Annotated in this window: 24 protein-coding genes; 14 read left to right on the top strand and 10 right to left on the bottom strand. The window is 67.6% G+C overall.

What is annotated here, in order from left to right; translation table 11 throughout:
- Window positions 1-70 precede the first annotated feature (70 nt).
- Window positions 71-718, bottom strand: a complete 648-nt coding sequence (gene fer / locus NGM15_RS07300) for a ferredoxin Fer (protein ID WP_253437223.1) — start codon at window positions 716-718, stop codon at window positions 71-73.
- Between the two features lie 293 nt (window positions 719-1011).
- On the opposite strand from fer, the gene NGM15_RS07305 reads away from it, so the two are divergent.
- Window positions 1012-2871, top strand: a complete 1860-nt coding sequence (locus tag NGM15_RS07305; RefSeq protein ID WP_253437225.1) for a MutS-related protein — start codon at window positions 1012-1014, stop codon at window positions 2869-2871.
- Window positions 2872-2977: 106 nt separating this feature from the next.
- Window positions 2978-4366 (top strand): bifunctional metallophosphatase/5'-nucleotidase, encoded by a 1389-nt coding sequence (locus NGM15_RS07310; protein WP_253437228.1) that lies wholly within the window; start codon window positions 2978-2980, stop codon window positions 4364-4366.
- Between the two features lie 146 nt (window positions 4367-4512).
- On the opposite strand, the gene NGM15_RS07315 is transcribed toward NGM15_RS07310, so the two are convergent.
- The 3 genes from NGM15_RS07315 to NGM15_RS07325 all read right to left on the bottom strand — a co-directional run bounded on the left by NGM15_RS07315 (window position 4513) and on the right by NGM15_RS07325 (window position 6315).
- Window positions 4513-4968, bottom strand: a complete 456-nt coding sequence (locus tag NGM15_RS07315) for a response regulator (protein ID WP_253437231.1) — start codon at window positions 4966-4968, stop codon at window positions 4513-4515.
- Between the two features lie 111 nt (window positions 4969-5079).
- Window positions 5080-5301: a helix-turn-helix domain-containing protein gene (locus tag NGM15_RS07320; protein ID WP_253437234.1), complete on the bottom strand. Its 222-nt coding sequence runs from the start codon at window positions 5299-5301 to the stop codon at window positions 5080-5082.
- Entirely contained in the window at window positions 5302-6315 is a 1014-nt protein-coding gene (locus NGM15_RS07325) for a transcription initiation factor IIB (protein WP_253437237.1), read from the bottom strand.
- A gap of 231 nt (window positions 6316-6546) precedes the next feature.
- On the opposite strand from NGM15_RS07325, the gene NGM15_RS07330 reads away from it, so the two are divergent.
- On the top strand, window positions 6547-6960 hold the full coding sequence (locus tag NGM15_RS07330) for an EamA family transporter (RefSeq protein ID WP_253437240.1): 414 nt from the start codon (window positions 6547-6549) through the stop codon (window positions 6958-6960).
- A gap of 84 nt (window positions 6961-7044) precedes the next feature.
- Here NGM15_RS07330 and NGM15_RS07335 read toward each other — a convergent pair whose 3' ends face one another.
- The 3 genes from NGM15_RS07335 to NGM15_RS07345 all read right to left on the bottom strand — a co-directional run bounded on the left by NGM15_RS07335 (window position 7045) and on the right by NGM15_RS07345 (window position 8634).
- The gene (locus tag NGM15_RS07335; RefSeq protein WP_253437243.1) at window positions 7045-7359 is read right to left on the bottom strand and encodes a HalOD1 output domain-containing protein; all 315 of its coding nucleotides are present in this window, start codon (window positions 7357-7359) and stop codon (window positions 7045-7047) included.
- Window positions 7360-7627: 268 nt separating this feature from the next.
- On the bottom strand, window positions 7628-8464 hold the full coding sequence (locus NGM15_RS07340; protein ID WP_253437246.1) for an endonuclease III domain-containing protein: 837 nt from the start codon (window positions 8462-8464) through the stop codon (window positions 7628-7630).
- A complete protein-coding gene (locus NGM15_RS07345) occupies window positions 8431-8634 on the bottom strand; it encodes a hypothetical protein (RefSeq protein WP_253437248.1) in 204 nt (67 codons plus the stop codon). The genes NGM15_RS07340 and NGM15_RS07345 overlap by 34 nt, the downstream gene beginning before the upstream one ends.
- Window positions 8635-8781: 147 nt before the next feature.
- Here NGM15_RS07345 and NGM15_RS07350 point away from each other — a divergent pair, with 147 nt between their 5' ends.
- The 8 genes from NGM15_RS07350 (at window position 8782) to NGM15_RS07390 (ending at window position 17110) form a co-directional block, all read left to right on the top strand.
- Entirely contained in the window at window positions 8782-9540 is a 759-nt protein-coding gene (locus NGM15_RS07350) for a hypothetical protein (RefSeq protein WP_253437250.1), read from the top strand.
- Window positions 9540-9965: a DUF8156 family protein gene (locus NGM15_RS18905; RefSeq protein WP_425494474.1), complete on the top strand. Its 426-nt coding sequence runs from the start codon at window positions 9540-9542 to the stop codon at window positions 9963-9965. The genes NGM15_RS07350 and NGM15_RS18905 overlap by 1 nt, the downstream gene beginning before the upstream one ends.
- Window positions 9962-12310: a DNA polymerase domain-containing protein gene (locus tag NGM15_RS07360; protein WP_253437253.1), complete on the top strand. Its 2349-nt coding sequence runs from the start codon at window positions 9962-9964 to the stop codon at window positions 12308-12310. Before NGM15_RS18905 ends, NGM15_RS07360 begins: the two co-directional genes overlap by 4 nt.
- A gap of 63 nt (window positions 12311-12373) precedes the next feature.
- On the top strand, window positions 12374-12694 hold the full coding sequence (locus NGM15_RS07365) for a hypothetical protein (protein ID WP_253437256.1): 321 nt from the start codon (window positions 12374-12376) through the stop codon (window positions 12692-12694).
- An 89-nt stretch (window positions 12695-12783) separates the two neighbouring features.
- Window positions 12784-13227: a response regulator gene (locus NGM15_RS07370; protein WP_253437258.1), complete on the top strand. Its 444-nt coding sequence runs from the start codon at window positions 12784-12786 to the stop codon at window positions 13225-13227.
- Complete coding sequence (locus tag NGM15_RS07380; protein ID WP_305882005.1) at window positions 13224-15035, top strand: bacterio-opsin activator domain-containing protein; 1812 nt, start codon at window positions 13224-13226, stop codon at window positions 15033-15035. The genes NGM15_RS07370 and NGM15_RS07380 overlap by 4 nt, the downstream gene beginning before the upstream one ends.
- A gap of 105 nt (window positions 15036-15140) precedes the next feature.
- Window positions 15141-16334, top strand: coding sequence for an ABC transporter ATP-binding protein (locus tag NGM15_RS07385; protein ID WP_253437261.1), 1194 nt, complete (start codon window positions 15141-15143; stop codon window positions 16332-16334).
- Window positions 16331-17110, top strand: coding sequence for an ABC transporter permease (locus tag NGM15_RS07390; RefSeq protein ID WP_253437264.1), 780 nt, complete (start codon window positions 16331-16333; stop codon window positions 17108-17110). Before NGM15_RS07385 ends, NGM15_RS07390 begins: the two co-directional genes overlap by 4 nt.
- A gap of 13 nt (window positions 17111-17123) precedes the next feature.
- Here the strand turns inward: NGM15_RS07390 and NGM15_RS07395 are convergent, their stop codons facing one another.
- From NGM15_RS07395 to NGM15_RS07405, 3 genes are all read right to left on the bottom strand, one after another.
- Window positions 17124-17573, bottom strand: a complete 450-nt coding sequence (locus NGM15_RS07395) for a pyridoxamine 5'-phosphate oxidase family protein (protein WP_253437268.1) — start codon at window positions 17571-17573, stop codon at window positions 17124-17126.
- A gap of 91 nt (window positions 17574-17664) precedes the next feature.
- A complete protein-coding gene (locus NGM15_RS07400; protein WP_253437271.1) occupies window positions 17665-18666 on the bottom strand; it encodes a potassium channel family protein in 1002 nt (333 codons plus the stop codon).
- Between the two features lie 157 nt (window positions 18667-18823).
- The gene (locus NGM15_RS07405) at window positions 18824-19426 is read right to left on the bottom strand and encodes a DUF420 domain-containing protein (RefSeq protein ID WP_253437274.1); all 603 of its coding nucleotides are present in this window, start codon (window positions 19424-19426) and stop codon (window positions 18824-18826) included.
- Window positions 19427-19819: 393 nt separating this feature from the next.
- On the opposite strand from NGM15_RS07405, the gene NGM15_RS07410 reads away from it, so the two are divergent.
- The 3 genes from NGM15_RS07410 to NGM15_RS07420 all read left to right on the top strand — a co-directional run bounded on the left by NGM15_RS07410 (window position 19820) and on the right by NGM15_RS07420 (window position 22695).
- Window positions 19820-20602: a DUF7388 family protein gene (locus NGM15_RS07410; protein ID WP_253437277.1), complete on the top strand. Its 783-nt coding sequence runs from the start codon at window positions 19820-19822 to the stop codon at window positions 20600-20602.
- Window positions 20603-20698: 96 nt separating this feature from the next.
- Window positions 20699-21463, top strand: a complete 765-nt coding sequence (locus NGM15_RS07415) for a creatininase family protein (RefSeq protein ID WP_253437280.1) — start codon at window positions 20699-20701, stop codon at window positions 21461-21463.
- Window positions 21460-22695, top strand: coding sequence for an NAD(P)/FAD-dependent oxidoreductase (locus NGM15_RS07420; RefSeq protein ID WP_253437283.1), 1236 nt, complete (start codon window positions 21460-21462; stop codon window positions 22693-22695). Before NGM15_RS07415 ends, NGM15_RS07420 begins: the two co-directional genes overlap by 4 nt.
- The last annotated feature ends 131 nt before the right edge of the window (window positions 22696-22826 follow it).

Consider the following 22826-nt stretch of genomic DNA (forward strand, 5'->3'; position numbering starts at 1 on the left):
GACCTGCCCTATCGAGTGCGAAGGCGAGGGGGCGTCGCCCGCGTCGGCGAAACGAACCCCGAGGCCCACCTCACTCGAACGGTCGCGGCGGCAACCTGAGTTCGTCGAGTTCGGGGAGGTGCTTGACGTTGAAGACGACGGCCGCGTCGTCGGTGAGCGGTCGTCCGACACACGAGAGGCGGATGCCGCGGTCGACCATCTCCTCGGGCAGGATGTGATCGACCGGCGTCGACAGGTCACCCCCGAGCATCGCCACGGCGCAGTTCGCGCAGGCACCGCCCCGGCAGGCGTAGGGCCAGTCGAACCCCTCGTCTTCGGCGGCCTCGAGAAGCGTCTCGCCAGGGTCGACCTGGACGCGTCCGTAGTCGCTCGACGCGAGGTCGGCCTCGGCCGCCTTCTCCAGGAGGGCGTCGTCCTCGAGGGTCCAGCCGTGGTCGGTGAGGGCGTCGTAGTTGAGGTAGGTGACCTCAGCGGTGTTCGAGGTGTGATCGGATTCCGCCGCGCCGTTCGTCCCGGGGTCCACGTCGAAATCGCGTCGCTCGAGCGGCCCGGTATCGCCCACGAGCAGTTGCTCCCGCGCCGCGTGGACTTTCCTGAACTCGACGATCGACCCGCCGTGGTCGGGGTGGGCTTCCTTCACCCGCTGGCGGAACGCGCGTTCGATTGTCGCGTCGTCCGCGCCGGGTTCGATTCGCAGGACGTCGAACGGGGACTCCACAGTAGGGCTAGCGGGATGGCGGTTGTATACTTTGTCCCAACGGTCGATCCCGCCGGTTGCGATAGCCGGTGGTGAGCGGCGATTGCGATAGCCGGTGGTGAGCGGCGATTGCGATAGCCGGTGGTGAGCGGCGATTGCGATAGCCGGTGGTGAGCGGCGATTGCGATAGCCGGTGGTGAGCGGCGATTGCGATAGCCGGTGGTGAGCACCCGTTTCGATACTCGCCGGCGATCGTTGGTTGGATACCCGCCGGCGAGCGCAGTCTTTACGGTCCTCGCTTCGAACCGAGAGGTATGCGACTCGAGGCGTACTGGGGCGTCGGGCCGAAGACCCGCGAAGCCCTCACCGACACGCTAGGGACCGAGCGGGCCATCAGGGCGATCGAGGGCGGCGACGTGCGGGCGCTGACCGACGCCGGCCTCTCCAGAGGGCGAGCGACGGGAATCCTCCGACGAGCGACCGGTGGAGAGGGCATGGACACCCTCGCGACGAGCGACGCCCGGGCGGCGTACAAGGAACTCCTCGACCTGGCAGTCGATCACGCCGTGACCGACCGGGCGGCCGACCGCATCCGCGTGCTCACCCCCCTGACGAGCGTCGACGCGATGGAGACACGACTCGACGACGTGCTCGCGGCCCGGGACGCCTGGGAATCGCTCGCGGACGACGACCGCGAGACCGTCCTCGACGCCTACGCCCGCTACGACGACCGCGACGGGAGCGAACGCGCCGCCGTCGAGGCCGCGCTTGCGCTATGTGACTCCGGGGTCGAGACCGGCCCCTTCGAAGCCATCGCCGACCTCGAGACCGACGCGCTCGAGGCCGCGGCCGCGGCGCTGGGCGCGCTCGAAGGGGAGGACAACCGCGTCCAGGAGGGGGCGGACGAGGAACTCGATCGGCTGCGCTCGGCGCTCGGCGCCGTCGAGGACATGGACGCCAACGCCCTCCAGGTGATCGAGGACCTGCGCTCGGACGGCGTCGGCGACGTGACCGCCTTCCAGGACGCCTTCGAGGATCGACTGCTCTCTGAGACCCAGGTCACGATCGACCAGGTTCGCGAGGCCATGCCGACCGAGGCGACGGACGCGACCGACTTCGTCGGCGGCACCCTCCGGAGCCTGCGGTCGGCTCTCACGAGCGCCGTCGACGAGCGCGAGGCGACCGTTCGAAGCGACCTGGAGGCCACGCTCGAGGACGCTCGTGAGGCAATCGACCGGGCGGTCGGGGCCGTCGACGACATCGCCTTCCACCTCTCGCTGGCCCGGTTCGCGCTGGCGTACGACTGCACCCGACCAGCGTTCCGGACGGGCGACGAGGCCGCGGTTTCCGTCGTCCGAGCGACGAACGTCGCGCTGGCCGCTCGAGGCGAGTCGGTACAGCCGGTGACGTACGCGCTGGGCGAGCACGGCGTGACGGGCGACGCGCTCGGGGCGAAGGGGGTCGAGCAACTCGATGCCGACGGCGATACCGACGTCTCAACCCGGATCGAACTCGAGGCCAGGAGCGACCCGATCACGGCGGAGGAACTGCCAGGCGACGAACGCGTCGCCGTCCTCACCGGCGCCAACAGCGGCGGGAAGACGACGCTGCTCGAGACGCTGTGCCAGGTGGTCCTGCTGGCGACGATGGGCCTGCCCGTCCCGGCCGACCGCGCGGAGGTGACCCCCGTCGACGCGCTCGTCTTCCACCGCCGCCACGCCAGTTTCAACGCCGGCGTCCTCGAGTCGACGCTGCGATCGATCGTCCCGCCGCTCTCGAGTGGCGGCCGAACGCTCATGCTCGTCGACGAGTTCGAGGCGATCACCGAACCCGGAAGCGCCGCCGACTTGCTCCACGGACTCGTCCGGTTGACCGTCGAGCGCGACGCCCTGGGCGTCTTCGTCACCCACCTCGCGGACGACCTCGAGCCCCTGCCGCCCGAGGCCAGGGTGGACGGCATCTTCGCCGAGGGGCTGAACCCCGACCTCGAGTTGCTGGTCGACTACCAGCCCCGGTTCGGGACCGTTGGGCGCTCGACGCCGGAGTTCATCGTCTCGCGGCTGGTGGCCAACGCCGAGGACCGGAGCGAGCGGGCCGGGTTCGAGACGCTGGGTGAGGCGGTCGGCAACGACGTGGTCCAGCGGACGCTTGCGGACGCGCGCTGGAGCGGCTAGACCGTCGCGATCGTGGTTGCGGTTGCGGTCGAGGCCCGTCGACGAACGCGAACGTGCCGGTAGAATTACCGTTTTTGAACGCAAAACCTCGAGCGACTCCGAAGCGATGGCTCCTCGACTGCTCCACTACTCCGACCTAGAGAACGCCTACGACGACCCCGCCCGCCTCGGCCGACTCGCCCACCTGATTCGCGAGCGTCGGGACGACAAGACCCTGCTCTGTGACACCGGCGACACCACCGCACCGGGGCTGCTCTCGATGGAGACGCGCGGTCGCCACGTCGAACGATTCTACCGGGCCGTCGAACCCGACCTGGCGACCTTCGGTAACCACGACTTCGACAACGGCCGGGACGCCCTCGAGTCCATCGTCGCGAACTCTCCACAGACCTGGCTCACGGCGAACCTCGTGGAGTCGACGACTGGCGAGCGATTCGCCGCGGATCTCGGCGTCGAGCGGACCGCCATTCGATCCGTCGGGGGAACCCGAATCGGCTTCGTCGGCGTCACCGACCCCGAAACCGTTCGGACGCACCCGTGCGCCCAGTCACTGGCCGTCCAGGACCCGGTTTCGGCGGTTGAGCGGGCGGTCGACGTGCTGACGGACAGGGGTGCCGAGACCGTCGTCGTCCTCTCACACGCCGGCCACGTCGACGACGATATCGCTCGATTCGAGGGCGTCGACCTCGTGCTCGGCGGGCACGTCCACGACGTTCGAGCCGAGTGCGTCGACGGGACGCTCGTGGTCCATCCGGGGCAGCGCGGGGGCCTGCTGGCCGAGGTTCGGCTGGCTCCCGAAGGCCCGACAGCCGACATCCACGACGTGCCTCCCGCCGTAGTCGCGACCGACGTGGCCGACGCCTACCGCGACCTGCGGGCCGATCTCGGCCTCGAGCAACCGATCGCCGAGGCACAGACGCCGATTCCCCGGACCGTCGCCGAGTGCTACCCCGAAAGCGTAGTCGGCAACACCGTCGGCGACGCCATCCGCTGGGCCGCCGACGCCGACCTCGCGGTCTACAACGCGATGTCGCTTCGAAGCGGCCCGCCGCTGTCGGGCGCCGTCACGGTCGGCGACCTCCGGTCGACCGTCCCCTTCGACAACGAGATCCGAACCGCCCGCCTGGACGGGTCCGAGGTCGGGACTCTGCTCGAGAGCCTGGCGAGGCCCGGTCCCGACCTCGAGGTGTTCGGCCACCTCAGTGGCGGGCGCGTTCGCTGGCGTCGAACCGAACGCGACCTCGAGGTCGAGTCGGTGACGGTCGACGGTGGCTCCATCGATTCGACGACGACGTACACCGTGGCGGCACCGGCGTTCGCGTTCGAGCACCAACTGTTCGACCCGCTCGAGCCAGACCGCGTCGTCGACGTTCACGGCCGATGCCACCCCGCGCTGGTCGAGTACGTCGACCGGTACGGGCTCTCGAACGTCGAAGAGCGCATGACGGCGACCGTCGACGACGCGCCGGACTCGGTTCGATCGCTCAGGGAATGACGGCGCTCGGGGGACGAGACCCGTCACTCTCGAGAAGGCGCTGGGATACGCGTACGCCTTCGGCGGATTCGCCGGGTTTACGCACGACGCGAGCAATAGGAGCGGCTGACGCCCGCTCGAGCGTTCGAGCGTTCGACGATGCCGTCTCAGGTCTCACCGGTGCGAACGACGGACAGACGAAAGCCGTCGAATTCGCGAATCACGTCGACGAACTCCCCGGGATCGACCGGCTTTTCGAGGACCGCATCCTCGTCCGAATCGTGGTCGAGATCACGCGACTTGATGAGGTCTTCGTCCATCCCCGACAGAATAATGACCGGGACATCTTCCAGCTCTTCGTGGTGTTTGATTTCGTGAAGCACGTCTTCGCCGTCCACTCGCGGCAGATGGAGGTCCAGCAAGATGATGTCCGGACGGGGTGCATTCTCGTACTCGCCGCGGCGGTGGATGAAGTCTAGCGCTGCCTGGCCGTCGGTGACCGTGTGGAGGTTATTGGCGATGTGGCCGTCGCGGAAGGCTTCCTCGATGAGACGTACGTCTCCGGGGTTGTCTTCGACCAGTAATAGTTGCGCTTCGGTGGGGGGCGAGGGGCGGCTACCCATAGTTGCATCTGCCGGCGAAAGAGTATAAGCGACTCGCCTGAACCCCCTGTTCGTCTCACGGACCGATAGAAGTGATTCGAGCGAACGATCTGTACTCCCTCGAACGCCGTTTCACCGATCGACGCTCGCCTCGAGCCGCCGCCGTCCGCGGTCGGTAACCGCGTACGTACCCTGCCTGGACGGAGCCAGGCAGCCCTCCTCGTAGAGGCGATTACACGCCAGGTCAACCGTCACCGGATGTGCGTCGAGACGCTCGGCGAGGTCGATCACGCGCATCGACGGCCCCGCCTCGAGGGCACGCAGGATCGGTCGCTCGAGGTGTGCCTGGTGCATCTACCCGTCACCGTGCTCGCCGTAGACCTCGAGCAGTTCCTGGTACCGGTTCCGAATGGTGACCTCGCTCACGTTCGCGGCGTCGCTGACGGTCGACTGGGTGACCGTCTCGTTCGCCAGACGCGACGCGGAGTAGACAGCCGCGGCCGCGAGCCCCGCCGGGCTCTTCCCGCTGTGGACGCCGCGTTCCTTCGCCGTCTCGAGCAACTCGCGGGCGAGACGCTCGGCGTCGCTGCTGACCTCGAGATCCGAGGCGTATTGGCGGAGGTAGTGAACCGGATCGGCCGGCTCCATCGCGAGCCCGAGCTCCTGAGAGACGTACCGATAGGCTCGCTGGACCGGCAGTTTCTCGACCCGGCTGACCGTCTCGAATTCGACCAGCGTGCGCGGGGTGTCGTGGCGTCGGGCGGCGGCGTACAGGCACGCGGTCGTCATCGCCTCGATCGATCGTCCGGGGAGTAACTCCTCCTGGACGGCTCGTCGGTAGAGGACGCCAGCCGTCTCGCGACACGGCTCCGGCAATCCGAGCGCCGACGCCATGCGCTCGAGTTCCCCGAACGCCTGTTTGAGGTTTCGCTCCTGGGCGCTCTTCGTCCGGAAGCGTTCGTCCCAAGTTCGTAGCCGCTGGAACTGTGCTCGCTTCTGGGACGAGAGGCGATTGCCGTAGGCGTCCTTGTTACGCCAGTCGATGACGGTGCTGAGCCCCTTGTCGTGTACGAGATCGCTAGTCGGCGCGCCGACGCGGCTTCGCGCGTTCGACTCCGCGTCGGAGAACGACCGCCACTCGGGGCCGCGGTCGATCTGGTCGTCGTCGAGGACCAGCCCGCATTCGGCGCACGCGCGTTCGCCGTGCTCCGCGTCGTGCGCGATTCGCCCGTCACACTCCGGACACGTCCGAACTCGAGCGTCGTTGGTCGTCCGGTTCCTCTGCTCAGTTCGGTCGCCGGTCCGGTCGCGCTGGTCGGTCCGGCCGGTCGCTTCCTCGTCGGTCTGGGTGGCGAGTGTCTCGTTCATCGGTGGATCGGTGACGATTGGCGGTCAACGGTCGGCGAACCGTCGGCCGTCTGTGGTTGTCTAGCGCTATTCCGGAGCGACCCATGAACGAATGGCAGATTCCCAGCGGCTGGGAACCGGCCCGAACGTCGTGGTGACGTCGTTTGCAGATGTACTCGAGTGTCGACGAACCGGGACCGCCCGAGCGACGGAAGACGGAAATTACTGGTCCCCTCCCGATGCCCTTCCAGTATGAGCCAGCACGCGATCGCCCTCGCCGTCCTCGCCATGTGCGCTTGGGGCCTCTGGACCGTCCTCGCGAACGAAGCCACCCGGACGATAGACCCGAAACTCGCGATGATCCTCTCCTACGCCGCGAGCGTGCTCATCGCTCTCGGCTACGTCGCTATGCAGAACGAACCGCTGGCGCTCGAGCGAACGGGCGTCACCTACGCGCTCGCGGCCGGCGTCTTCGCCGGAGTCGGCGCCGTCGCGTTCTACGCGGGCCTGAGCGCCGGACGGGTCGGCGTCGTCGCCACCATCTCGGCACTGTACTTCGTCGTCGCGACGATCGTCGGCATCGTCGTCCTGGACGAATCACTGACGATCCAGAACGTGGCCGGAATCGGATTCGCCGTTCTCGCCGTCGTCTTGCTCGCGAACTGACGCCCCCTCGCCTCGAGCGGGCTGTTCGCGATTTCCTCGAGCGGCTGCTCATTCTCGTGACGAGAGCGACGAATCGCCCACCTCTCAGATCCGCTGGACGACGACCAGCCCGGAGCCATAGACGGTGACGGTACATCCCTCGAGCGTGAACATCACCAGGCTGTCCGCAGCGTACCGATTCGTGTCGGTCCGGGAAAAGAGGCTGTTGAGCGAGTCCGGATCGAGTCGGTCGTAGAGGCGCTCGACGTGGGTTTCGTCCTGGTCGGTGATCTCGGCGACGGCCTCGACGATCCTGGTCGCAAGGTCGTCGTCGCCGTCCGCCCAGTCGTGGGTGAACGAGGTCGTTCGTGGAACGGTTGCAACGGGCGTACCGGGGTGGGTTGATGATGGTGCGGTCATGTGTATCAGCTGTGGAGACAGTCACATCGTGTGACGGACCAGTTGCTATGCTGGAATAGACAATAAAGGCTTGTGAGACGCGTTACACGAATTTGTCCTACAAAATAAAGTCCGAACGGGGGGCGTGCGGGCGACGGCCCCGGGGACGTTGTCTTACGGCGTCCCCTCTCTCGATTCACATACTGAAGTGAGCGACATCCAATTATTATCTCGTCAAAATCGGCAGGAATGTACGAATTACACCGCGGACTCGCGCAACGGTCGGACGTCAGGGTTCCTCGTCCGCTGCCTCCGGGGCGTCCGCCGGGTCGACGACATCGCCCGTCTCGGGATAGACGCCGACCTGGTCGCAGACGTCGGCCATCGGGCACGCCTCGGGGCCCTCGAGACACGCCGGCTTGCGCGCCGTGCAGAACTCCCGGCCAAACTGGATGCTGGCGGTGTGGCCGAAGCCGCACTTCTCTGCTGGAACGTCCCGCTCGAGCACCTCGCGAACCCCCTCGTGGTCGGCGTCGGCGGGGGCGATGCCCAGCCGGCGGTAGATGCGGTGAACGTGCGTGTCCACGGGGAAGACGCCGTTCCGGCCGCCGGCGAATAGGAGCACGCAGTCGGCCGTCTTGGGTCCGACGCCCGAGACAGAAAGCAGCGTCTGCCGGACCTCAGCGGGGTCGCTCTCGCGAACGAACGCGTCGAAGGCGGCGGCCGAGCCCCAGCGTTCGAGGACCCAGTCGGCGGCGACCTGGATGACCTCGGATTTTTGATTGTACAGGCCGGCCGACTGGATGGTTTCCGCGAGCCTCGAGCGCTCGGCGTCGGCGAGCGCGGCCGCCAGGTCGGTCTCCGGGCCGTCGTAGCGCTCGAGCAGGGCGTCGTGGGCGGGCTGGCTCGCCACGTCGCTCGTGTTCTGGCTCAGGATCGTCCGGACGAGACACTCGAAGGCGTCCTGTCCACCGTAGGTCTTCTGCCAGTAGCGTTCGCCCAGGCGGTCGACGACGAGTTCGGCCCGCGTGTCCGCGGTCGCGGGGTCGAAGGTGGTCGCCGTACCGCCGCCGTCGGCGCCGCCGCTGATGTTCACCGCGGGTTCGGGGTCAGCCTCGTCTCCCATGGTCGGAGGTAGTCCCTGCGGTCACAAAACGGCGCCGGACTCGGCGGCCGACGGGCGGCCGACGGACGGCGGTTCGCCGGAGCGCCGAGCCCCAGTTCCCGGATCGTCACTTCCCCAGAGCCCTCGAGTTCGTCACCGTAGCCCCGGTTCGGCGGTTCGTCGACGGCCACCCTCGAGTTTCGGAAACGGTTTCGGAAAGACCATTTTCCGCATTTGAAGCCTCGGAAGTGTCGATATAGGCACTTCGACAGTTATCGGAAATATCGGAAACGGCCCCCCGATGGTTATCCCGGCCGGTCTCGACCGATCGGATAGCCATGACGGTAATCACACACGATTCGACGCTCGATCCCGGACTCACGCTGCTTCGAACGCCGTCACGACGGTCGGCCGCGGTTCACCGACTCGTCTGTGAGTATCTGGCCGATATCCGTGCATCTCCCGAGCGGCCGGACCGTCGGGCCGAGAAATCGGCGACCACGGACGGCCGAGCCTACTGGATCGACGCCGGAAACGTCGCCTCGACCCACGCCCTCTACGAGTGCGCGCCGGGGTCCGGTTGCCAGGCGCTCGAGCGACTGCGGATCGCCCGAGCGTTCACCGCCTACCAGCACCACTCGCTGGTCGGAGCGGTCGTACGACGAGCCGACGCCGACACCCCGCTCGTGGTCGCGCCGAACGTCGCCTCGCTCTACCAGGACGGCGACCTCCGCGAGTGGGAGCGGACGGACTTGCTCGCGTCGACGCTCGCCGTCCTGGACGAACTCGGTCGCGGACTCGAGTGTCCCGTCGTGATCACGGCGGGGCCGGACGTTTCGGCGGCGACCGTCGAGCGCCTCGAGGTCGCGGCGGACTCGACCATCGAGTGTACGCGAACCCGCGAGGGACTGCGGTTCGAAGGGGAGGGGTTCGAGACGATGGGCTACTGGCACGGTCCCGTCTGGCAGACGACGATTCCTTACTGGGTCGACCTCTTCGGGGCCGTCGATCCCGAGCGGCCGTGGGAGTCGGGGACGGGGACGGAGATGGGGGCGAACCACCCGTCGATCGATCCGCTCGAGGGGGTGCTCGCCTGATGGGGCGAACCAACCCCACCTACCGCGACGCGCTCCGGCGGCTGGAGGACGACTGGAAACCGATGCGGCGCGCGTTGCGTCGGGAGCGCCAGGCTGACTTCGATCGGCTCTTCGAGCGGGCGCGGAACGTGGCCGATGCGGCGGGATACGCGAATCCGACGGACCCGGAGCGGGCGCTGGTGCTGTCGCTGCTGGTGGCCCACGAGACGGCGATCCGGCGACTCGAGGCGCGGGTGGCGACGCTCGAGTCGGCGTCGGATGCACTCGAGGCCGAGGTTGACAGCAACATCGACATCGGCACCGACACCGACACCGACACCGACACCGACACCGACACCGACGCCGACACCGACATGGACGCCGACACCGACACCGACATGGACGCCGAATCGAGAGCCGACACCGGAGGGGGCGACCGGCCGTGACCTTCACCCTCGAGTTCGAGGACGGCCTCGTCAGGGAGTGGACGCTCGAGTTGGACGACGGGAACGGCAATTCGGACGACGAGGACCGCCCGGGCGCGACCTTCGAGGAACGCACCGACTACGTTCCCGCGCTATTCGTCGACGGGCCGCTCGAGGCTCTCGAGGCCCTTCGAGACGCCCTCGCCTCGGATCCCAAAGTGTGTGAGACGGCGTTCGAGGATCGCTACCCGAGTCTGCACGCCCATCACGCCGACAACCCCTCGAGAATGCTCCGCGTCGGCCTCGAGCGCGTCGACGAGGCTCGGACGCTGGCCGCGGAAATTCGAGGCGTCTACGGTCGCGAACACCACGCCCCCGGGACCCTCCGCCTGTTTGACGTCGATCTCACGCCCGGCTTTCGGTACTGTCTCGACGAGGGAATCGACCCCGCGCCGAACCGGCCCCTCCGGACCCTCGAGATCGGAATCGACGACCGGGCGCTCGCGTCGGGCGACCTCTCGAGCCTCGAGATCGACGGCGAGTCGGTGACCGGCGATCCGGCGGACGTCCTCTGGTCGCTCGGGCGGCGACTCGAACGCCGCGACCCCGACGTGCTCGTGGTGAGCCACGGCGACCTCGTACCGGCCGTCGAGCGAGCGGCGGCCGGCGCGGGCCTCGAGGGCGTCCACCTCGGGCGACTCCCCGGCTGGACGAAGTTGGCGGGCGAGAGCACGTACACGAGTTACGGCCAGGTTGGGCACTCCCCGGCGCGCTACCGGGTCCCGGGCCGGGCGCTCGTCGACCGATCGAACAGCTTCCTGTGGCACCAGTCGGGGCTCGCCGGCCTCGAGTACCTGGTTCGTCGCTCGCGAAAGCCCCTCCAGGAAGCTGCCTGGGCGAGTATCGGGTCAGTGCTGACCGCGATCCAGATTCGCGAGGCACGGGTGTGGGGCGTCCCGGCACCGCTCAACAAGTGGGAGCCCGAGGCGTTCAAGGACGTTTCGACGCTCCACGCGGCCGACCGCGGCGGGTTCACGTTTGCCCCCGAGGTCGGCCTCCACGAGGACGTCCACGAACTCGACTTCGCGTCGCTGTACCCGCGGATCATCTGCCGACACAACGTGAGTCCGGAGACCGTCGGCTGCGACGGCGCCTGCCGGGACATCCGTCCGACCCTCGGAACCGGCCGAGAGGACGAGTCGGTCCCTGGACTCGAGTACGACGTCTGCGGGACCGACGGCTTCCTTCCGACGGTGTTGCGCCCCCTGCTCGACCGCCGGGCGGCCTGCAAACGCCGCCTACACGACGACCCAGGTGAAGACGAGGCCGCTCGGCTGCGGGCCGAATCCGGCGCGATCAAGTGGGTGCTCGTCTCCTGTTTCGGGTATCAGGGCTATCGTAACGCGAAGTTCGGGCGCATCGAATGCCACGAGACGATCAACGCCCACGCCCGCGAGATCGCCCTCCGAGCCAAGAAACGCCTCGAGGACGCTGGCTGGCGGATCGTCCACGGCATCGTCGACAGTCTCTGGGTGACGCCGCGAGTCGACGATCCCGATTCGCTCGAGGGCGTGATCGCCGAAATCAGCCGCGACGTCGGTATCGACATCGAACACGACGGGCGCTACGAGTGGGTGTGTTTCGTGCCGTTGCGGGGGTCGAGCGGCGGCGAGCGCGAGCGCGGAAGTGGAAGTGGAAGTGGAAGCGGAAGCGGGAGTGGTTCAGGATCCGCGATCGGTGCTGACGCCGGCGGTGGTGCTGGCGCTGGCGCTGGCGCTGGTGCACTCACGAAGTACGTCGGTAAACGGACGACCGGCGAGTTCAAAGTCCGCGGCCTCGAGTGCCGGCAGCGCCACACGCCGGCGTTCGTGGCCGACTGCCAGCGCGAGTTTCTCGAGGTGCTCGACGAGACCCGCGACCCGGCCGCCGTCTGTGACCACCTCGCCCGTCGACTGGGCGACCTCCGCCGCGGCGCGGTCGACCGCGACGACCTGGTGATCGCAAAACGCGTCTCGAGACCGCTCGAGGCGTACAGCCAGGAGACGCACGTCGTGGGGGCATTGCGCCGGTACGAACGCCACGACGTCTCTCGCCGGCCGGGGCAGGCCGTCGAGTACGTCGTCGTCGACGACGGTGCGACCCGAACCGAGGAGCGCGTACGCCTCGCCTTCGAGCGTGCGGATGCACGCCGTGAGTGTACGGTAGCGGACTCCGACGGAGAGGAACGATACGACGTCGACTACTACGCGACGCTGCTGATCCGCGCGGCCGAGAGCGTCACCAGCGCCCTGGGCTGGGATCGATCGCGGCTCCGGCGCACCCTCGATGACGATCGGACGGTTTCGCTGTCGGTATTTTCCCGATGAGCGACGAGTAGACTGTCTCGACCGCTACATTTACCCGAGCAGATCACCTTTTCGACGCTAGCGATGGCGAGCAGGGACCAGGCATCCGGCGACCGGTGCGCTCACGTGGGCCAACAGGAGACCGTCGTCGAACCAGAAGTGATGACCGGGGAGCGCGATGGGGCGGTGACGGTCACGTTACGGCCGACGGTGGCCAGTGACCAACGCCGGCCGCGATGTCTCCTGGCGAACCCGATCGACACCGCGATCACGTCCGTCGAAACCGAGACACCGAGAGTTCATTGTGACGCGACGCGGAACGGACACGTGTGGACGATTTCGGTGAGCGATAACGGAATCGAGACGACGCTCGAGACGGAATCGACGGTCCATTCACGCTCCTAGCCGCCGACCACGACGAACGGGAACGGGAACGAGAACAGGACCACGAGAACAGGACCACGAGAACGACGATACACACGAGGACACTACTCATGCACTCTGACCCGATCGACATACTGCTCGTCGAGGACAACCCCGGCGATGTCCGACTCACCAAGGAAGCGTTCAAGGAGGGGCGAATCGATAACACGATTCACGTCGCCCGCAACGGCGTCGACGCGCTGTCGTTCCTCTACCAGCGAGACGGCTACGAGGACGCCCCCCGTCCCGATCTGATCCTGCTCGATCTGAACCTGCCCCGAAAGAACGGCGAAGAGGTACTCGAGGAACTCAAGGACGACCCCACGCTCAGGCGCATTCCCACGGTCGTCCTGACGAGTTCCGAGGCCGAAGAGGACGTGGTCAGGTCCTACGAGAAGTACGCGAACGCCTACCTCACGAAACCGATCGACCCGGACGAGTTCATCGAAATCGTCCGGTCGTTCGAGAGCTTCTGGCTGTCGGTCGTCAATCTACCGCCAGCGGAGGAACAATGAGCGGGGACGGCCCTCTCGAAATTTTGCTCATCGAGGACAATCCAGGAGACGCCCGTCTCATCGAGGAGATGCTCTCGGGCGTCGAGGAGTTGAACCGCCGACTCGGATCGGACACCTCGAACGGTGAGTCGCCGGTCGTTCACCACGAGACGCGACTCGAGGACGGCCTCGCGTATCTCGACTCCCCCGACGCCGACGTTACGTTGTCGACCGACGGTTCCGATGCCACGCTGCCGGCTGGCCCTGCATCCGAACCCGAATCCGAATCCGTGTCCAAGTCCGCATCCGCATCAGAATCCGCATCCGCATCAGAGTCCGCATCGACCGCCCCGATCAACGTCGTCCTCCTCGACCTGAACCTCCCCGACAGCGCCGGGCTCGAGACGCTGACGGCGGTTCTCGAGAGCGACGCGACGGCCCCGGTCATCGTCCTGACCGGACTCCAGGACAGTGACGCGGGAATCGAAGCCATCTCGCGGGGCGCCCAGGAGTACCTCGTGAAAGACGAGGTAACCAGCCCGATGCTCGTCCGGACGATTGCCCACGCCATCAAGCGCCACGAGCAACTCATCGAGCGCGAGCGCCGACGCGAGGAACTCGAGGCGCTCAATCGGCTGAACCGGATCGGCCAGGAGATTACCCGCGACGCGATCACGACCAGCAGCCGTGAGGCGCTCGAGCAGGCGGTCTGCGATCGGCTCGCCGACGACGACGCCTACCGATTCGTCTGGATCGGCGACGTCACCCCCGGCAGCCCCCAGGTCGTTCCCAGGGCAGCCGCCGGTGTCGAAGACGGCTACCTGGACGAGATCACGATCACCGACGACGACGGCGAACACGGCAGCGGACCGACCGCCCTCGCGATCGAGACGGAGGAGATTCAGGTCGTTCGAAACATCGAGCGCGACTCGTCCTACGAACCCTGGCGGGAGTCGGCACAGGAGCGCTCGTTTCGATCGTCGGCGGCGATCCCGATCCTCCACGACAACGTCCGCTACGGTATCCTGAACGTGTACTCGTCCCGACCACACGCGTTTACCGAGTACGAGCAGACGCTCCTGGGTCGGCTCGGCGACGTCATCGGGCACGCGATCGCGGCGCTCGAGCGAAAGGACGCGCTCCTCTCGGACGCCGTCCTCGAACTCGAGTTCCGGGTCGAGGGCGCGATCGAACCGCTCGTCGAAGCGACGGCCAGGGAGTCGGCCGAAGTTTCGATCGAGCAGTTCATCCGATCCGGCGATCGCATTCTGGCGTACGGCTCCGCCGAGGGAATCGCCCACGAGGAGCTGGGTTCGGCGATCGACCGCACGGACGACCTGGAGGAGTTTCGCGTCCTCACCCCCGGGCGAAACGAGTACGACTTCGAACTCACGAAGACGGGCGACATCGAACTGTTCGAGACGGTCGCGTCCAGGGGCGGCCGCGTCAAGTCCGCCCGGATCGACGACGGGACGTTTCGACTGGTCATCGAACTCTCCCAGCAGAGCGAGACGGCGCGCGTCATCGAGACCGTCGAATCGGTCTGCCCGGGGGCGAATTACGCCGCCCAACGGACGGTCAATCGTTCGAGTCCGTCGATTCCCAGTCCAGGCCTGCTCGAGACGAAGCTGACCGACCGACAGTACGAGGCCCTCGAGACGGCCTACCTGTCGGGCTTTTTCGAGTGGCCGCGAACGAGCACGGGCGAGGAGGTCGCCGAGCGCCTCGACATCTCGCCGGCGACGTTCACCCAGCACCTGCGAGCGGCCGAGGAGAAGTTCTTCGATTCGGTGTTTTCGGCGACCGAAGCGACCGAGGACGGCGAGTAGACGGCGCGTCGAACGGCAAACTCGAGACGTACTCGAGCCCGCAATCGAACCGCAACCGATCCCGCAATCGAACCGCTTACCCCCGACCGCTGGCTACGCGCTCGTATGAGACGGTCCAGGACGGACGGGAGCCAGAGCGATGGGAGAGAGCCGATCGTCGATGTCGACGTCAATGCCGACGCTCTCGAGAAATCCTACGGGGAGACCGTCGCGCTCTCGGGCGTCTCCCTGACCGTCGGTCCGGGCGAGGTCGTCGGCCTCATCGGGCCCAACGGGGCCGGAAAGACGACGCTCGTCCGGGCGCTGACCGGCACGACCGTACCGGACTCGGGTTCCGCAACGATCCTCGGCGCCGAGCCGTCGGCCGTCGACCGAGACCGGCTGGCGGTGCTTCCACAGGACTTTTCGCCGCCGGATCGGCTCACCGCGCGCGAACTGCTCGCGTACTACGCCGGCCTGTACGACGAGGCGCGCGACCCCGAAACCGTCCTCGAGGACGTCGGGCTCGAGGCCGCAGGCGACACGTGGTACGAGAGCCTCTCCGGCGGCCAGCAACGGCGGGTCTGCGTCGGCGCAGCCCTGGTCAACGACCCCGACCTGCTCTTTCTCGACGAGCCGACGACCGGCATCGACCCCGCGGGTAGACGAACCGTGTGGGGGCTGCTCGAGGACCTCGCAGCCGGCGGGACGACCATCGTCCTGACGACCCACGACATGGCCGAGGCCGAGCGTCTCGCCGACCGGGTCGGCCTGCTCGCGAACGGGTCGCTTCTCGCGCAGGGAGCGCCCGCCGAACTCGTCGCCGAGCACGGCGGCTCGAGCCGTTTGAGAATCGAGCTCGAGTCGACCGGCGACGGTGCCGACGACAGCGTCGACGGCGACAACGAGCCCAGCGGGCGGGACGCCGACACCAGCGCCGATCGCCAGCCCGCCGACACCGGAACCGATAGCGACGTCTCCACAGCGACCGTCGCCTTCGAGTCACTTCCCTATCCCGTCGACTCGAGCCCGAACGAACTCGTCGTCCGCGACCTCCCGCCAACCGACATCGGCGACGTGGTCGAGGCCCTCGAGGCCGCGGGCGTGAGCTACACCGGCCTCGAGTGGGCCGAACCGAGCCTCGAGGACGTCTACCTGTCGCTGGCGGGCGACCTCGAGGGTGGCTCGGTGAGCGCCGGAGGCGAACCGGGACGGGAGGGACGAGCGCGTGACGAGGTGGCGACCGACGGTGGCGAGTGCCTCGAGGCCATCGACGAGCGCACTACCGAGGTCCTCGATCAAGGAGGTGACCCGCGATGAGCCGCCTCGGCCGCCTCCAGGCCCAGATCGACGCCGATTGGCGATCGTTCGCCCGTCGACGGACCGCCGTCTTCTTCACGTTCTTCTTCCCCGTGATCCTGATCGTCATCTTCGGTGCCCTCGTTCGCACCGACCCGACGGGCGGCGGCCTCTTCGCCGAACCGGCGGCCTACTACGTCCCCGGCTACCTCGCGGTCGTCGTCCTCTTCACGCCGTTCTCGCGGCTCGGGAGCGAGGTCGCCCGCCACCGCGAGGGGAACCGCTTCGAAAAACTGGCGACGACCCCGCTCTCCCGCGCCGAGTGGCTGGGCTCCCAGACCGTCGTCAACGCGGCGATCATCGGCCTGGCGAGCCTGCTCATCCTCGCGCTCGTCGTCGTCCTCACGGGTGCCGAGATCGTCTACTCGCCGCTACTCGTTCCCTACGTGTTCGTCGGCGTCGTCTGCTTCTGTGGCATCGGGGCGATGATCGGGAGCTACACCGACTCCCAGGACGGCGCCGTCGCCGCGAGCAACGCCCTCGGGCTTCCCCTGCTCTTTCTCTCCGAGACGTTCGTCCCGCTCGAGCAACTGCCCGGCTGGTTCGAGCCAGTCGTGGCCCTCTCGCCCCTGACGTACTTCGCCCGCGGCGTTCGCGCGGTCACGTACCCCGAGGCGGCGTCGGGCACCGCGGGCGTCGCTGGGGTCGATCCGGCGCTCGGGAACCTCACGGTCCTCGCCGCGCTCGCCGTCCTGGCGTTCGCACTGGGGGCTCGATCGATTCCGCAGACGGACTGACGGGAGGTGAAAACTACTCGACCGCGTCGGCCATCCGCTCGCTGAAGTCCCACCCGTAGACGACGCCGGGGTCGACGGTGATCGTCACCTCGGTACGATCCTTTTCGAGCAACGAGCGCGCGAGTTTCGAGTCCGTCCCGCCGAGGTACCGCTCGAGCAGTTCGCGCAGGACCGCTTTCTCGGGATCCGGGTCGACCGTCGCCGTCCCCGACCCACGGACGCCGGCGTACGGTGGCTCGTTGGTCGAAACCTCGAACGCGACGCTCGGATCGTGCCCGAGGTATCGGACGACGTCGGCGTCCGCGCCGGTCGCACACCGAAAGACGCCGTCGCGGTGCTGGAACCATAGCGAGAGCATCCAGAGACGACCGGCAGGCGTGTGACAGGCGAGGCGAATCGGAACCGTCGCCTCGTCGAGATAGTCGTCGATTTCCGCCCTCGAGAGCGAGCCGCGAATCTTCATGGAGTCCCCGTCGACGAGTCGAGGTAAAAAGCCGCCACCCAGTGTGGGTCTGCGTCCCGAAGCGAGCGGCGGCACTTCCGAGCATATCGAGTCACTCCTCCTCGACCGGCGGCCAGTACCAGGCGTCGGCCCTGACCACGCCCAGGAGGTGCCGACGCCGCGTCTCGGATTCCTCGAGGGTTCGCTCGAAGTCGTCGTCCGAGACCGTGCCGATGCCGGCCTCGCGCAGGCGGTCGAGATCCGGCGGCGGCGGCACCTCCGTAGCCGGTTCGATGAACGCCGCGTCGAGGGTTTCGAGGTAGTCGTCCGTGCTCGAACGAGCGTGGGTAAGGACCGTCTCGTTCGGTCGGTTCTCCGCCTCGACGGCGTGGCGAAGCAGCGTGATCGCCTCGTCCAGGATCGGTACCGCCATCGCGGAGGCCCGACCTCCCTGCTCGCTGTGGTAGTAGTGCAAAATTGGGTAGGACTTGTGCTGTTCGGCCAGCAGGCTCAACTGCGTCGCGACCGACTCGAGGGGACGCTCGAGACCCTCGAAAGAGTCGCCGTCCCACCCCGTATTGACGAATTCCTCGCTGCTGTTCCCCAGTCCCGTGACGTCGCTGGCGAACGATCGCTTCGACGAGACGGCACCCAGAACCGTGATCACGTAGGAAACGCCGAGCGTGACGAACGCCATCCCCGTCGCCGTGGTAAACGAACTCGCGATCTCCCAGGTGCTCGAGGTAGGCGTGTAGTCGCCGTTACCGCTCGTGAACATCGTGTAGGCAACGTAGTAGAGCCGCCCCGCCCAGTCGGCCGGGGCGCTCGTCTGGGTGCTCCGGAGCGCGACATCTCCACCGGCAAAGAGGAACGTCCAGCCAGCCCAGAGGAGGCCGATCCACATGGCGAGCGTGAGGGTGAGGATCAGCGGGCCGGCCGTGCTGAGCGCTCGTGGTCGGCTCCGACCCACGGCGCGAAGTATCCGCCAGGTACCCGTCGTCAGATGCCTCGAGAGCGGACCGGCGCCGCCGTCGACCCAGAGGGTCGTCCAGATGATGTCGACGATCACGGCGACCAGGAGGGCGGCGCCGAGACCGAGATACAGCCATTGCATACCTCGTTTCACGACGCCGATATCCGTCAAAGGATCGCGTGACAATGCCCACTGTCGAACCCACGGTTTCGATTTCGATTTCGATCCCGATCCCAATCGACGATTGCCAGAGGCACCGACTCGAGTGCGCGAACCGATGTCAGCGGTCAGTCAGCGATCAACCGACGACCAGCCAACTGAACTCGTAAGTGTAGACGTGATCGAGCAACAGGTAGGTGACGACGCCGAGGACGAGGCTCAGGAGCCACGATCCAGCGGCGAATCGCCCGACTCGAGCGTGGGCCGTCCGGCGCAGTTCCGCGGGGGTGTGCGTCAACCCGAGCAACAGCGCGTAGAGCACCAGCGGGACGGCGACGATCGATAGCAGGATGTGAATCGCGAGCATGAGCAGGTAGGCGGTCCGCACGAGGTCGGGCCCGACGAAGGACTTGGTCCCGCCACCGCCTACCCGGATCAGGTAGACCACGAGAAACAGGAGGATGAGCGCAAATGCGGTCAGCATCGCGAGACGGTGTTTCTCGACCTCGCCGTTACGAATCCAGTACCAGCCAGCGGCGAGGAAGACGGTCGTCGTCGCGTTGATGAGCGCGATGGCGCTCGAGAAGACGTTCACCTGTGCGTTCGTCAGGTCGGGGTAGATGGGCAGGTCGAGCAGGAACGTCCCGAGGACGAGGCCGTAGCCGACGACCGTCAGGAGTATCGTCGCCCGGAGCGGGTGGTTCCTGATCCGCCGTTTCGCGGTCGCGGTTGCGGTGGCCATTGTCGGAGGTTTGGACGCGTTTCGTATCTGTCTTACCCTTTTCCCGTTAGTCGTCTGCTTCCCTCGGTTCTCGACGTCTGACGACATCGCTCTGGCAATCGCTCCAGTAATCGGTCTCGAAGTCGGTCTCGAAGTCGGTCTCGTACTGTACTATATATTATATAGTGTCGTGTTTGCCGTCCGGCCCGCCTCTCGAGGCGGTTCGAGTCCGGTACCAAACCCTCTGCGGCGTCCACTCGCGTCGGATCGTCGGTTCGCGGTCGCAATTGCGCGGAGCGCCACCTTTTTGCTCGCGTACCGCCCAGGGTCGAGCACATGGTCGCACAGACGATGGATCGAGTTCCGCGTGTTTTCTAGTTACAGCCGTCTAGCCGACGCTCGAGGTGACGACCGATGCTGACGAGCACCGCCGCCGTCGCGCGAGCGGGCCTCGACGGCATCGCCGTCAAACCCGCCGAGTGTGACGTCCTGGACGCCCGAGACGTCCCCGTCGACACGATTGCCGTCGACTACGAGGGACGAGACCACCTGCCGAGCACCGAAACCCTCGAGACGCTTGCCAGGACGGCCGACGTCCGGGTCACGGCGCCGGTCCGTGCCAACGGGTTCGACCCGCTGGGGGACGATTCCCTGCTGTCGGCACTGCCCGAGACCGTCGGTCGCGTCTTCGTCGCCGGCCACCCGGCCTACCTGAGCGAAACCGAGCGAACCCGGTCGGTCGCTCCGCGTCTCGGAGCCGCCCTCGAGGCCGCGCCGGACGCCTGGGTCGGCACCGAGAGCGTCGAGCGCGTCGCAATGGCGACCGGCGCGACCCAGTACGACCTGCTCTCGCGGACGACCGAGCGTGAGCTCCGGGCCATCCGCGCGGCCGGCTTTGCAGGCAAAGTCGCCGTCTACGCACCGACGGTCCTCAGCGACGACGAGGACGTCGTCCTGGACGCTGTGGGCGCCTACATCTCGAGGCGCCGGCCTGTCTCGCGAGCGCTCCCCGAGGGCGCACCCGTCGATTCGACGGCGAGTGACCGAGCGCGAGAGGTGCTGTTGGCCGCCGCCGACGACTACGCCCTCGTGGGAACCGAACGCGAGGTCGCCGCCCGGACGAACGCGCTCCAGGAGGCGGGCGCGACCACGGTCGTCGGCTACCCGGCCCAGGGACTCGAGTCGCTGCTCGAGTAATTCTCGGCCCAAATCCACTCTCGACGATCCGACACGAGCCGACGTTTCAGCGAGAAACCACCTACAGGTAAGTGCCCCCGACGCCCACGGTGGCACATGACACTGCTCGCTGAACAGACGACCACGGCGGCCACCGACGCGCTCGAGGCCGCCGAGGTCGCCGTCCTCCCGACCGGGAGCACCGAACAGCACGGCCCGGCCCTGCCGCTGGGCATGGACCACATGGCCGCGCGGGCGTTCGCCCGGACGGCCGCCGACCGCGAGGACGCCGTCGTACTCCCGACGGTGCCGGTCGGCGTCTCCGTCCATCACCGCCAGTTCGACGGGACGCTCTACGTCGCCGAGGAGACATTCGAGCGCTACGTTCGTGAAACGCTCTCGAGCCTCGCCGAACACGGCGTCCGGAAGGCCGTCGTGGTCAACGGCCACGGCGGGAACTCGGCGGCGCTGAACCGGGTCGCCCGTACGCTCCGAGACCAGGAGACGGCGTTCGCACCGCCGTGGAACTGGTGGGACGGCGTGGGCGACCTCGCCGACGACCTCTTCGACGAGAACGGCGGCCACGCAGACGCCATGGAGTCGAGCGTCCTCTGGCACGTCCGGGAGGACCTGATCCAACCGGATCGACTCGAGGAGGCCGAATCGGGCGCTAGCGAGGGCTGGGGCGAGGCGGTCCACGGCGCGAACGTCGGTTTCGACACCATCGACTTCTCCGGGAGCGGTGCGGTCGGGAAGCCGACCCGGGCCGACCCCGAGAAGGGTGAACGGCTGTTCGAAGCCGCCAGCGACGAACTCCACGCGCTGATCGACTGGCTGGCCGAGCGACCGCTCCAGGACTGCTGGCCCGCGGATCACGTATGAGCGGGAACGGACTCGACGCGACCGACGACGGCGGTGGACACCCGACGGACCCCGAACTCGCCGTCGGCACCGACGCCTTCGTCGACCGCGGCGCCGGCCTCGAGGTCGCCGTCGTCGGTGCCGGCGCCGTGGGCGCGACGGCCGCTTACGACCTCGCCCGCGAGGGCGCCGAGGTCACGCTCTACGAGAAGGGACAGGTCGCCAGCGGCTCGAGCGGCCGCGCCGCTGGCGTCTGTTACAACGCGTTCGCCGACAGCCTCGACGCCGAAATTGGCTCGGCGGCGATCGAGCGCTTCCGGTCGCTCTCGAGCGACGACACCTTCCCCTTCGTGGAGTGTCCGTACGTCTGGCTCGCCCGCGAGGGCGACGAGCGGCGAGCGGCACACATCCAGGAGGGGATCGACGCGATGCAGTCTCGAGGGGTGGTGGCCCTGGAGGTCGACTCCAACGAACTCGCCGAGCGGTTCCCGCACTTACGAACGGACGACGTCGCCGTCGCCGGCATCGCCGGGGCCGCGGGCTACACCGATCCCGCACGGTACACGGCCTGCCTCGCCGCCGCGGCCAGCGGTGCCGGTGCGACCGTCGAGACGAATGCGCCGGTCGAGGTTCGCGTCGACCCGCCGCGCGTGGTTCCCGAGGGGAGTGGTACGGAACGCGAGTTCGACGCCGTCCTGGTCGCCGCCGGCGGGCACACGAAGGCCGTCCTGGAGGCGGCGGGCCTCCCCATCGCAATGAAACCCTACCGCGTCCAGGCGATGACGGCGACGGGGACGCTTCCGGAGCCGATGTGTTACGACGCGACGGACGGCTTCTACGCCCGCCCGCATTCGGACGGACTCCTCGCGGGCAACGGCACCGAGGAACGCGAGATCGACCCCGGCGACTACGAGCGGGAAGCGAACCCCGGATTCGCCGAGAAGTTGTGCGAGCGCGTCGCCCACCGGTTTCCCGAGGCCGAACTCGGCGAAGCGGAGGTCACCCGTGCCTGGGCCGGCGTCTGCACCGCGACGCCCGACGGGGACCCGCTCGTGGGCGAACGCCACGACGGCCTGTACGTGGCGACGGGGTTCCAGGGCCACGGCTTCATGCGTGCGCCGGCCATCGGCGCCAGAGTTGCAGACGAGATCCTTGGCGGCGAAGGAATCGATGCGTTCGACCCCACCCGATTTTCGGGAACCGAATCGTTCGACATCGTCGAGGGAATGGCCATCCAGGACGAGCCACGGTAGCAGGTGTCCGGTCACGCTCTCCGTTCACGCTTCGATCGCGAGGGCGAGCGATTCGCGTCGCTCGAGACTCGAGACCGGTCGATTGCACTAGCAAGAGACATTCGAGAGCGCGAGCACGAACGAGAGCGAGA

Source organism: Natronosalvus halobius (genome assembly GCF_024138145.1).
Taxonomy (GTDB): domain Archaea; phylum Halobacteriota; class Halobacteria; order Halobacteriales; family Natrialbaceae; genus Natronosalvus; species Natronosalvus halobius.

Excerpts from the sequence above, each read along its gene's own strand:
- NGM15_RS07365 (WP_253437256.1), top strand. The coding sequence starts at position 12,374 with ATGGCGAGCAGGGACCAGGCATCCGGCGACCGGTGCGCTCACGTGGGC.
- NGM15_RS07420 (WP_253437283.1), top strand. The coding sequence starts at position 21,460 with ATGAGCGGGAACGGACTCGACGCGACCGACGACGGCGGTGGACACCCG.
- NGM15_RS07385 (WP_253437261.1), top strand. The coding sequence starts at position 15,141 with ATGAGACGGTCCAGGACGGACGGGAGCCAGAGCGATGGGAGAGAGCCG.
- NGM15_RS07330 (WP_253437240.1), top strand. The coding sequence starts at position 6,547 with ATGAGCCAGCACGCGATCGCCCTCGCCGTCCTCGCCATGTGCGCTTGG.
- NGM15_RS07410 (WP_253437277.1), top strand. The coding sequence starts at position 19,820 with ATGCTGACGAGCACCGCCGCCGTCGCGCGAGCGGGCCTCGACGGCATC.
- NGM15_RS07325 (WP_253437237.1), bottom strand. The coding sequence starts at position 6,315 with ATGAACGAGACACTCGCCACCCAGACCGACGAGGAAGCGACCGGCCGG.
- NGM15_RS18905 (WP_425494474.1), top strand. The coding sequence starts at position 9,540 with ATGGGGCGAACCAACCCCACCTACCGCGACGCGCTCCGGCGGCTGGAG.
- NGM15_RS07340 (WP_253437246.1), bottom strand. The coding sequence starts at position 8,464 with ATGGGAGACGAGGCTGACCCCGAACCCGCGGTGAACATCAGCGGCGGC.
- NGM15_RS07335 (WP_253437243.1), bottom strand. The coding sequence starts at position 7,359 with ATGACCGCACCATCATCAACCCACCCCGGTACGCCCGTTGCAACCGTT.
- NGM15_RS07405 (WP_253437274.1), bottom strand. The coding sequence starts at position 19,426 with ATGGCCACCGCAACCGCGACCGCGAAACGGCGGATCAGGAACCACCCG.
- NGM15_RS07380 (WP_305882005.1), top strand. The coding sequence starts at position 13,224 with ATGAGCGGGGACGGCCCTCTCGAAATTTTGCTCATCGAGGACAATCCA.
- NGM15_RS07320 (WP_253437234.1), bottom strand. The coding sequence starts at position 5,301 with ATGCACCAGGCACACCTCGAGCGACCGATCCTGCGTGCCCTCGAGGCG.
- NGM15_RS07315 (WP_253437231.1), bottom strand. The coding sequence starts at position 4,968 with ATGGGTAGCCGCCCCTCGCCCCCCACCGAAGCGCAACTATTACTGGTC.
- NGM15_RS07310 (WP_253437228.1), top strand. The coding sequence starts at position 2,978 with ATGGCTCCTCGACTGCTCCACTACTCCGACCTAGAGAACGCCTACGAC.
- NGM15_RS07415 (WP_253437280.1), top strand. The coding sequence starts at position 20,699 with ATGACACTGCTCGCTGAACAGACGACCACGGCGGCCACCGACGCGCTC.
- NGM15_RS07400 (WP_253437271.1), bottom strand. The coding sequence starts at position 18,666 with ATGCAATGGCTGTATCTCGGTCTCGGCGCCGCCCTCCTGGTCGCCGTG.
- NGM15_RS07390 (WP_253437264.1), top strand. The coding sequence starts at position 16,331 with ATGAGCCGCCTCGGCCGCCTCCAGGCCCAGATCGACGCCGATTGGCGA.
- NGM15_RS07395 (WP_253437268.1), bottom strand. The coding sequence starts at position 17,573 with ATGAAGATTCGCGGCTCGCTCTCGAGGGCGGAAATCGACGACTATCTC.
- NGM15_RS07370 (WP_253437258.1), top strand. The coding sequence starts at position 12,784 with ATGCACTCTGACCCGATCGACATACTGCTCGTCGAGGACAACCCCGGC.
- NGM15_RS07305 (WP_253437225.1), top strand. The coding sequence starts at position 1,012 with ATGCGACTCGAGGCGTACTGGGGCGTCGGGCCGAAGACCCGCGAAGCC.
- NGM15_RS07350 (WP_253437250.1), top strand. The coding sequence starts at position 8,782 with ATGACGGTAATCACACACGATTCGACGCTCGATCCCGGACTCACGCTG.